General features: G+C 65.5%; 5 protein-coding genes and 2 pseudogenes. All 7 read right to left on the bottom strand.

What is annotated here, in order from left to right; all coding sequences use genetic code 11:
* Window positions 1–215 (bottom strand): annotated as a pseudogene (locus Q427_RS08205) (two-component sensor histidine kinase); the annotation flags it as partial.
* A pseudogene (locus Q427_RS08200) lies at window positions 212–3,317 on the bottom strand (efflux RND transporter permease subunit). The pseudogenes Q427_RS08200 and Q427_RS08205, both read right to left, overlap by 4 nt.
* Window positions 3,314–4,570 carry an efflux RND transporter periplasmic adaptor subunit gene (locus tag Q427_RS08195; RefSeq protein WP_051496230.1) on the bottom strand — a complete coding sequence of 419 codons (1,257 nt, stop codon included), beginning with the start codon at window positions 4,568–4,570 and terminating at the stop codon, window positions 3,314–3,316. Before Q427_RS08195 ends, Q427_RS08200 begins: the two are co-directional and overlap by 4 nt.
* A gap of 98 nt (window positions 4,571–4,668) precedes the next feature.
* Window positions 4,669–5,724, bottom strand: coding sequence for a LacI family DNA-binding transcriptional regulator (locus Q427_RS08190; RefSeq protein ID WP_231613539.1), 1,056 nt, complete (start codon window positions 5,722–5,724; stop codon window positions 4,669–4,671).
* A 66-nt stretch (window positions 5,725–5,790) separates the two neighbouring features.
* Window positions 5,791–6,897, bottom strand: a complete 1,107-nt coding sequence (locus Q427_RS08185; RefSeq protein WP_043512782.1) for an ABC transporter ATP-binding protein — start codon at window positions 6,895–6,897, stop codon at window positions 5,791–5,793.
* Window positions 6,890–8,554: an alpha-glucosidase gene (locus Q427_RS08180; RefSeq protein WP_051496229.1), complete on the bottom strand. Its 1,665-nt coding sequence runs from the start codon at window positions 8,552–8,554 to the stop codon at window positions 6,890–6,892. The genes Q427_RS08185 and Q427_RS08180 overlap by 8 nt, the downstream gene beginning before the upstream one ends.
* Before the next feature lie 226 nt (window positions 8,555–8,780).
* Window positions 8,781–9,560 (bottom strand): carbohydrate ABC transporter permease (locus Q427_RS08175; protein ID WP_051496228.1); only part of this gene is annotated, 780 nt, incomplete at its 5' end.

Raw genomic sequence — 9,560 nt, 5'->3', positions numbered from 1 at the left:
CCGCCACGCCTTGCCCACTCCTGTCCGAGGCCCTCCGCCAGGGTCTCGGCACGGCTGGCCTGGGTGGTTTCCAGGTAATCGATGAAGCCGCGATCCAGGCTGCGCGATACGGCCAGGAAGACCAGCCCGGCGATGCCCACGTTGACCACCAGGATGATCACGAACAGCTTGATTCCCAGGCGTGAAACGGCAGGGCGGGGGAGGCTAAGGCTCATCGGGTGGGCTCCAATGACTCGGTGGTGAGTTGGCGGCCATGGATACGTTCGCGCAGTCTTTCCAGCATCAGGTAGAGGCAGGGTACCAGTACCAGCAGGATCACGGTGGCGAAGAGCATGCCGAAGCCCAGTGAAATGGCCATGGGGATCATGAAACGGGCCTGACGAGAGGTCTCGAAGATCATCGGGGCAAGCCCGAGGAAGGTGGTCATGGTCGTCATCATGATGGGCCTCAGGCGGCGTGTTGCCGCGGCGACAATGGCTTCGCGTGCGCCCATGCCTTCCCGCCGGCGCCGGTTGGCATAGTCGATCAGGACCAGGGCGTCGTTGATGACCACGCCGGAGAGCGCCAGCATGCCCATCAGGCTGATGACCGATAGCCCGTAACCCATGATCATGTGGCCGGCCACGGCACCGATCACCCCGAATGGATGGCGGCCAGCACCAGCAGCGGCTGCAGATAGCTGCGAAAGGGAATTGCCAGCAGGGCGTAGAGGGCGATCAAGGTCAGCCAGGTGGCCTGGGTCAGTGCCGAGACGTTGTCGGCGGTTTCCTGCTGGCGGCCGCCAGGAGCGACCTCCAGCCCCGGCCAGCCGGCCTGCAGGGCGGGAAAGACATCGGCCTGGAGCGTGCCCAGCACCTGGTTGACCTGAGCCTCGCTGGCCACATCGGCGGTGACGTTGATGATGCGTCGGCCATCGATACGCTGAAGTGTCGTGGCGGCACGGCCCAGGTGAATATCGGCCACCCGGTGGAGGGGCGCCGTTGCACCATCCGGCGTGTGGATCGGCAGCCGGTAGAGGTCGCTCAGGCTGTTCCTGTCGCTCCCGGGCAGCCTGACGACGACACTGATCTCGTGACGACCGATGAACTGCTCTATCGCGGTGACGCCCTGCAGCGGGCCACGCAGCTGTCCGGCGAGATCCGCGCCGGTCAGGCCCATGGCACGGCCTTCCGGAGAGAGCCGGATCTCCAGCTGTGGCTTGCCGTCGGCCAGGCCGCTGTCGATATCGGTCAGACCATCGAGTTGGGCCAACTCCTCGGCCAGGCGGGTCGCGGCGGATTCCAGTGCCCCACTGTCGGGATGCGAGAGACGCAGGGTCAGGTCGGCCCCCTGGCCGGGACCACCGAAATCGGATTCGAAGCGTACCGACTGGACCCCGGTGAATTCGCCGGCTTCTTCCCGCCAGGCCCGGGCCACTCGTGAAGGCGGCCAGTCGTCGAGGCTGTCACGCGCAAGGGTGAGCCGCACGTTCAGGCGATCACCGTCGATCTGGGCGCGGGTGGCGGAGAAGTGCGGGCCATCCTCCCGTTGGCTCAATACCTGGGCACTCTCCAGCAGTTGGTCACGCACCCGGCGGTCCTCGCTGATGGGGCTGCCGACCGGCAGGGTGACCGTGGCCTGAACCCGGTCCGACTCGGCCCGGGGCATCAGCGAGAAGCCGAGACGACCGCTCATGGCCCAGGCGATGGCGACGACCAGCAGGGCAATGGCCAGGCAGACGGTCAGCAGGCGCTGATCCAGGGCACGCTGAAGGAAAGGGGCGAACTGGTGCTGGGTGAAATGGGACAGCCCTCCCTGCAGCGTCCGGCGCAGGCGATCCAGCGGCTTGAGCCAGGGCGAGCCTGCCCGGCCCCCGGCCCGGTGGGCCAGGTGGCCGGGCAGGATGAACAGCGCCTCCAGCCAGGAGACCAGGAATACCGTGATCACCACCACCGGAACCACGGCGAAGATCATGCCCAGAAAACCGGGCAGGAACAGCAGCGGCAGGAAGGCGACGATATTGGAGAGAATGGCAAAACTGATCGGCATGGCCATTTCTCTGGCGCCGCGCACCGCAGCCTCGCGCAGGGAGTGGCCCTGTTCGCGATAGCTGTGGATGTTCTCGCCCACCATGATGGCATCGTCGACCACGATGCCCAGCGCAATGATGAAGGCAAACATCGACATCATGTTGATCGACACGCCCAGCCAGGGGAGGAAGAGCATGGCGCCGAGGAAGGCCGTGGGAATGCCCAGGGTAACCCAGAAGGCCAGGCGCGCCTCGAGGAACAGCGCCATCAGTACCAGCACCAGCGCCAGTCCCAGCCAGGCGTTCTTCAATAGCAGCGAGAGGCGGTCGCGATAGACCTCGGAAGTGTCCCGTGACACGCTCAGGCTGACCCCTTCGGGAAGCCCTGCCCGCAGTTGCTCGAGCTGTGCCGTGACGGCGTCACTGATACCGATCGGCGTCTGGTTGCCGATCTGGTAGACCTCCAGGCTGATACCCGGGTCGCCATTGAAAAGTACTTCGCTATCGGTTTCGGCGAAGCCGTCCACCACTCGGGCGATATCGCCCAGTCGCAGCTGTCCCCCGTCCGGCATGCGAGGATCGGCAGGTCGGCGAAGCCGCGGGTATCGTCGCGACGACCCTGGTAGCGAATCAGCCACTCCCCCTGGCCGGTGGCCAGCCGGCCACCGGCCAGGTCCAGGGCTTCGTCGCCGATGCGACTCGCCAGCTGGCGGTGCTCAATGCCGTAGCGCTGCATGGCCTCTTCATCGAGCAGCACCTGGGTCTCCCGGTCCCGAGTGCCCGAGAGCTCGACCCGTGAAATCCCGGAGGCTGCCTGCAGCTCGGCACGGATATCCTCGGCAACCTCATGCAGCAGCCGCTCGTCCACCCAGCCATGCAGCTGAAGGCTCATGACGCTGCGCGAGCGGCCTGCCAGGCTGAAGCGCGCCGGGTCGGCCGCTGCCGGCAGCGTGGTGATCGCATTGATGGCCTGCTGGATCTCCTGGTAGACCCGCATCACCTCGATGCCTTCGACCAGGGTGGCGGAGATCCGCCCGGCCCCTTCGTTGGCCGTGGCAGTCAGTTCGTCGATGCCATCCACGTCGGCCAGCGCCGCCTCCATGGGCAGCAGCAGGCTGCGCTCCACCTCCCCGGGGGTGGCGCCGGGATAGCCGATGGCGACGTGAATGATCTCCAGCTCGAAATCGGGGAAGACCTCTTTCTTGATCATGGTCGATGCCGCCAGGCCGCCGAGGATCAGCAGCAGCATCAGCAGGTTGGGGGCGACGCCGTGATTAACCATCCAGGCGATGGGGCCGCGGCGCATCATGCGTCGTGACCCCCGTCGGTTCCGGCTGGGCGCTCGCTGTCGGCGATCCGCGCGCGAAGGCGCATGCCCTCGCGGGGCTGGCCGAGCTGGGAGGTGACGATGCGCTGACCCTCCTCGAGGCCTTCTTCGACCAGCACTCGCTCGTCGCCACGGTGCAGGACCAAGACTGACCGGCGGCGCAAGCGGTCTTCATCGTCGAGCACCCAGACTTCGTCGCCGGGACGCAGCGCCGCTGCCGGCAGCATGAAGAGCCCCTCCCGGGGGCGGGAGGTGAATGCCAGCCGCGCCACATCGCCGAGGCGCAGGGCGGGGGAGCCCTGCTCGAGGCCGAGGGGATCGTCCACCGCCACCAGCAGCTGGGCCTGCAGGCCGTTCTCTTCCAACGTCGGCAGTATGGCGATCAGTTCGCCCCGGCGTTCCTGGCCGGCAGGCCAGCTGCGGCTGCTGATGGTCACCTGGCTGCCGGGTGCGTCGCCCGTTGCGGCGTCCAGCCAGCCCATCGCCTCGCCGGGCAGCGAGACCCGGACCCAGAAGCGCGAGACATCGACCAGATGCAGCAGCTCGGTGCCGCTGGAGACTTCGCTGCCTGCGCCCAGCAGACGAGACTGCACCATGCCACGCCATGGGGCGATGAGGGTCGTGCGCTCCAGATCGAGACGGGCCCGGTCTCGGGTTGTCGTGGCGCGTTCGACTTCCGCTTCGGCGATGCGCAGCTGAGGCTCACGCAGTACCAGGGCTCGCCGGTCGGCGGGCAGGTCGCGACCGAAACTTTGATACTCGGACTGGGCGCGCTGCTGTTCCCCCCGCTCCATGGCCAGTTGGGCCAGGGCCTGGGCCAGGGCCGCTTCGGCTTCGCGCAGGGAGAGCTGCAAATCGGTGTCGTCCAGCCGGGCCAGCGGTGAGCCGGCCTCCACCACCATGCCGGGAAGGGTGTTCGGAAAGTACTCGAGCAACTGGCCGGCGACCCGGCTGGAAAGATGGGCCTCGCGCTCGGCCTGCACACGACCGAAGCCGTGCAGTGACGGTGCCGCGGCACGCTGATGTACCGTGACGACATCCACCAGCGGAGGCGGTGCCTCGACGGGAGCGCGGCGCTCCACCCGTGGAGGCTGGCTGACCAGCCACCAGGCCAGCAGCAGACCGCTCGCCAGTACCAGCAGTGCCAGCAGGGGACCCAGCGAGAGGCGGCCCCGTTGTCGAACAAGGGAGCCGGGGGGATACGGCGCGCGGTCAGCGGCGGCGTGACGAGGCATAGGGAGACTCAAGACGGGTGACGGCCACGCCATCATCTACCATGCGATGCAGCCAATCGTCAGGAATCGTGCAAGCAATATGCAAGCAGTGCCGGATGTCAGGGGCAGGTGTCGCCGATGTGCAGTTCGGTGTGCAGAATCTTGGCGTGCGGTTCCTCGAGACTCAGGATCATGCGGGCCGCCAGGCGTCCCTTGGCATGGCTCTCCTGGCACACCGTGGTGAGCCTCGGTGCCCGGTACTGCCCTTCGGCGATGCCGTCGAAGCCGGTCAGCCGCAGGTCTTCGGGAACGCGAATACCCCGCTCTTCGGCCAGGGTCAGGGCGGTCAGCGCGAGACGGTCCGACATGCAGAGCAGCAGGTCGGGCCGCTCCTCGTCCGGCAGGTCGAGAATCGACGCGATCACCGGCGCGCAGACGTCGAAGGTATTCTCCTCCACATTCCACATCGGCACCTGCTCGGCCTCGAAGCCATGCTCGGCCAGGGCGCGGCTGAAGCCCGTCAGTCGGGCACGGGTAATGGTGCGATCGGCCGGCAGCAGGGCATGGTCGGGGGTGATATAGCCATTGCAGGGCTCGGCGGTCAGGCGCAGGTTGATGATCCCTGGCCGCTTGGGCCGGAGTGCCGTCAGGGCGTGTCGTGCGATGGCGTAGCAGGCAGGTTCGTTGTCGATATGTACCGAGGGGTAGCCCGTCACATTGAAATCCACCGCCACCAGTGACGCCTGAACGGGCAGCGAGTCGAGCAGTTCCGAGGTGGGGATCAGGCCATAGACGATAAAGCCGTCTGCCATGCTTGCCGAGCCCGGGATCGGGCTCTGGGCCTGGCGCGCGGAGAGCAGCAGCAGGGTATGGCCCTGGGCATCGAGAACTTCGGCAACCCCGGAGAGGAACTCACTGGAAACGGCATCGTTGAGGCTGTAGGTGAGGCTCTCGGCGAGAAGCACCGCAATGATGCGTGAACGGCCGGTGCGCAGGCTGCGGGCCTTGGCATCGGGGCCGCGATAGCCCAGCCGCTTGGCTTCGTCGAGAATTCGCTCGCGCAACGACGGCGACAGCTGGTCCGGCCGGTTGAAGGCGTTGGAGATGGTGGCGGTGGAAACGCCCAGTTCTCGTGCGAGATCCTTCAGGGTGATACGGCGGACCGGTTGTGACACGTTTCTTTCCCAGCTAATGAGTGCATGCCAAGCATACCGTCCCGGCCGTGGCCGGGACAGTCCGGGTCATGCGACGGCGCTGACGGACTTTACCCGGAGCGCTCGGTCCTCGCCGTCGAACAGGTGGACATGCGCCGGGTCCGGGCTCAATGCGACACACTGCCCGACCGACCAGTGGGTAGGGGCCTCGCTGCGCTGGATCAGCAGGGTGTCGCCCTCCTTGGGATCGAGGTAGACGTAGACCTCATTGCCCAGGTACTCCACGTTGACGATCTCGAAGCTGTTCTCGCCCTGGGCTTCGGTAAGTCGCAGGTGCTCGGGGCGAACGCCGACCGTCAGGCGGGCGCCCTTGGCCAGGCCGTCGGCATCCTGGGGCAGGTCGAGCGGCGCCATGCCGCTGGCGAGGATACGACAACCGGTTTCATTGGCCTCGAGCAGCTCTGCCGGCATGAAGTTCATGGTCGGCGAACCGATGAAGCCGGCCACGAACCGTGTTGCGGGCTGCTGGTAGAGCGTCTGGGGGCTGCCCACCTGTTCGATGCGACCGCCGTTGAGCACCACGATCTTGTCGGCCAGGGTCATGGCTTCCACCTGATCGTGGGTGACGTAGATCATGGTGGAACCCAGCCGATGGTGCAGACGGGCAATCTCGTTACGCATCTGAACCCGCAGCGAGGCGTCCAGGTTCGAGAGTGGCTCGTCGAACAGCAGGATGCGGGGCTCACGGGCCATGGCGCGGCCCATGGCCACGCGCTGGCGCTGGCCGCCGGAGAGCGCCTTGGGCTTACGCTCGAGCAACTCCTCCAGCTGCAGGATGCGGGCGGTGGCCATCACCCGTTCGTGCACGGTTTCCTTGGACGCCTTGGCCAGCTTGAGGCCGAAGGCCATGTTCTCGTAGACCGTCATGTGCGGGTAGAGGGCGTAGGACTGGAACACCATGCCGACGCCCCGCTCCCGGGGCGGCAGATCGTTGACGATCTCATTGCCGATGAATAGCTCACCGTCGGTGATCGATTCCAGTCCGGCGATGAGGCGCAGCAGGGTCGACTTCCCGCAACCGGAAGGGCCTACGAAGACGACGAACTCGCCGTCGCCGACCTTCAGGTCCACCTCCTTGATGATGGGAGTGTTGCCGAATACCTTGTTGATCTTTTCCAGGGTGACGCTAGCCATGGGGCGTTTCCTCCAGCTCAACTTGCTGGTCATTGGTGTTCAGTCTGGCGGCGCGAAAGAAGGCAGCCTGGTAGGGCGGTAGTGTGAGCCTCCCGCCATCGACCTCGTGCTGGAAGCCGTGACCCTTCAGCGCCGTATCGACCTCAGGGAGCTCGGCGCTCTGGGGCTGGCCGGTCAGGTTGAAGACGCAGACGAGTTCATCATCTCCACGCTGTCGCACGAACCCCACGAGCTCATCCCCCACATCGATGAGTTTCAGGTCGCCATCGAACAGCGCGGGCTGTGAGCGACGGAACTGCAACAGGCGACGCGTGGCATTGAGCATCGAACTCGGATCATCCTGCTGGCGTGAAATTGCCAGCGCCAGGTGAGGTGAGGCCACCGGCAGCCAGGGTTCGGTGCGCGAGAAGCCGGCCTGAGGCGTATCGTCCCAGGGCATCGGCGTACGGCAGCCATCGCGACCCTTGAATTCCGGCCACAGCACCTTGCCGTAGGGGTCCTGGATCCGCTCGAAGGGCACGTCGGCTTCTGGCAGGCCGAGTTCCTCCCCCTGGTAGAGGCACACGCTGCCACGCAGGGAGAACAGCAGCGCCAGCGCCACCCTGGGGTAGGCCTGCGGGTCTTCCTCGGCGCCCCAGCGGGTCGCACTGCGCACCACGTCGTGATTGGACAGTGCCCAACAGGGCCAGGCGTCGCCGGCCAGGCGTTGGAAGCGTTCCAGCACTTCCCGAATGTAGCACGGGGAGTGCGGTTCGTTGAGCAGGTCGAAGGTATAGGCCATGTGCAGCTTGTCGCCGCCAGCGGTGTACTCGGCCATGCGCTCGAGAGGATTGTCGTCGCCGATCTCGCCCACCGTGGTAGTGCCGGGGTACTCATCCATCAAGGCGCGCAGTTCCTTGAGGAAATCGAGGTTTTCCGGGCGGCTCAGGTCATAGACGTGGCGCTGCCAGGTGTAGGGGTTGGCATCCGGGGCGCCCAGGGTCTTGGCGGCCCCTTTCGGCACCGGCGGATTGTCGCGCAGTTCGGCATCGTGGAAGTAGAAGTTGACGGTATCCAGGCGGAAGCCGTCGACGCCGAGATCCAGCCAGAAGCGCATGTTGTCCAGCTGTGCCCGACGCACTTCCGGGTTATGGAAGTTCAGGTCCGGCTGGCTGGTCAGGAAGTTGTGCAGGTAGTACTGGCGTCGCCGGGAGTCGAAGGTCCAGGCCGGTCCGCCGAAGATGGACAGCCAGTTGTTGGGCGGTGTGCCGTCGGGCTTGGGGTCGGCCCAGACATACCAGTCCGACTTGGCATTGTCGCGGTCGGTACGGCTCTCCTGGAACCAGGGGTGCTGCTCTGCGGTATGGCTGATCACCTGGTCGATGATCACCTTCAGGCCCAGCGTATGGGCACGGGCCAGCAGCGACTTGAAGTCATCCAGGGTGCCGAACATCGGGTCCACGTCGCGGTAGTCGCTGACGTCGTAGCCGAAGTCGAGCATGGGCGAGGTGAAGAAGGGCGACAGCCAGATCCCGTCAACGCCCAGGCTCGCCACATAGTCGAGCTTGCCGGTGATGCCGGCGAGGTCGCCGATGCCGTCGCCGTTGGCGTCCATGAAGCTGCGCGGATAGATCTGGTAGATGACGCCACCGCGCCACCAGAAGGTGTTGTCTTGCATCGATGCAGTCCTTGAGTCAATGAAAGCGATGGAGTCTGGCAATTTTTCGTGAACCTTGAGCCCCATCACGTTCGGGGCTGATCCGGCGGCAGGCCCCGGGGTGCCGGACCATCGCGAAGGCGCTGTAAACCCTTCCCTGGGCGCTATTTTTGCCATCCATGGCAAAAGACCTTCGCTTCGACCTGCCCCCGGCACCCTCGAGGATTTCCCGCTTGGAATGAGATTGTCAGCCTTTGACGGCACCGGCAGTCAGGCCCGAAACGATGCGCCGCTGGAAGATGATCACCAGGATCACCAGCGGCACGGTGACCACCACCGAAGCCGCCATGATTGGCCCCCAGGGCAGCTCGTAGGCGCTGCCACCGGAGAGCAGGGCGATGGCCACCGGCACGGTGCGCTGGCTGTCGGTGAGGGTGAAGGTCAGGGCGAAGAGGAACTCGTTCCAGGCGGCAATGAAGGCGAGCAGTCCCGTTGTGGCCATGGCCGGCCACATCAGCGGCAGGAACACCTTGGTGATGATGACCCAGGGCGTGGCGCCGTCCATGATCGCCGCCTCTTCCAGCTCCATGGGCAGCTGGCGCATGAAGGTGGTCAGCACCCAGACGGTGAAGGGCAGGGTGAAGATGGTATAGCTGAGGATCAGCGCGCCCGGGTTGTTGTAGAGGTTGAGCGCGCGGATGACCTCGAACAGGCCGGAGAGCACCGCCACCTGGGGAAACATCGAGACGCCCAGGATCACCAGCAGCACGGTGCTGCGTCCGCGAAAGCGCACGCGGCCCAGCGCATAGGAGGCAGTGATACCGAGCAGCAGGGCGATGAACACCACGCTGGTGGCAACCACGATCGAGTTGAAGATCGCCTGCAGAAAGCTCTTCTGGGTGAAGATCTGCACGTAGTTGGTGAAATCCAGTCGAGAGGGCCATAGCTCGACATGGAAAAGCTCGCTGGAGGGGGTGAAGGATGTCTTGACCGCATAGTAGAACGGAAAGACCGCTATCACGACGAC

Source organism: Halomonas sp. BC04 (assembly GCF_000568385.1).
Note: the sequence above shows the minus strand (reverse complement) of the source record. Positions and strands in the feature narration are given on the sequence as shown.

What these genes read in the sequence shown, in the direction of transcription:
- Q427_RS08180 (WP_051496229.1), bottom strand. Translation starts at nt 8,554, where the DNA reads ATGCAAGACAACACCTTCTGGTGGCGCGGTGGCGTCATCTACCAGATC.
- Q427_RS08195 (WP_051496230.1), bottom strand. Translation starts at nt 4,570, where the DNA reads ATGCCTCGTCACGCCGCCGCTGACCGCGCGCCGTATCCCCCCGGCTCC.
- Q427_RS08185 (WP_043512782.1), bottom strand. Translation starts at nt 6,897, where the DNA reads ATGGCTAGCGTCACCCTGGAAAAGATCAACAAGGTATTCGGCAACACT.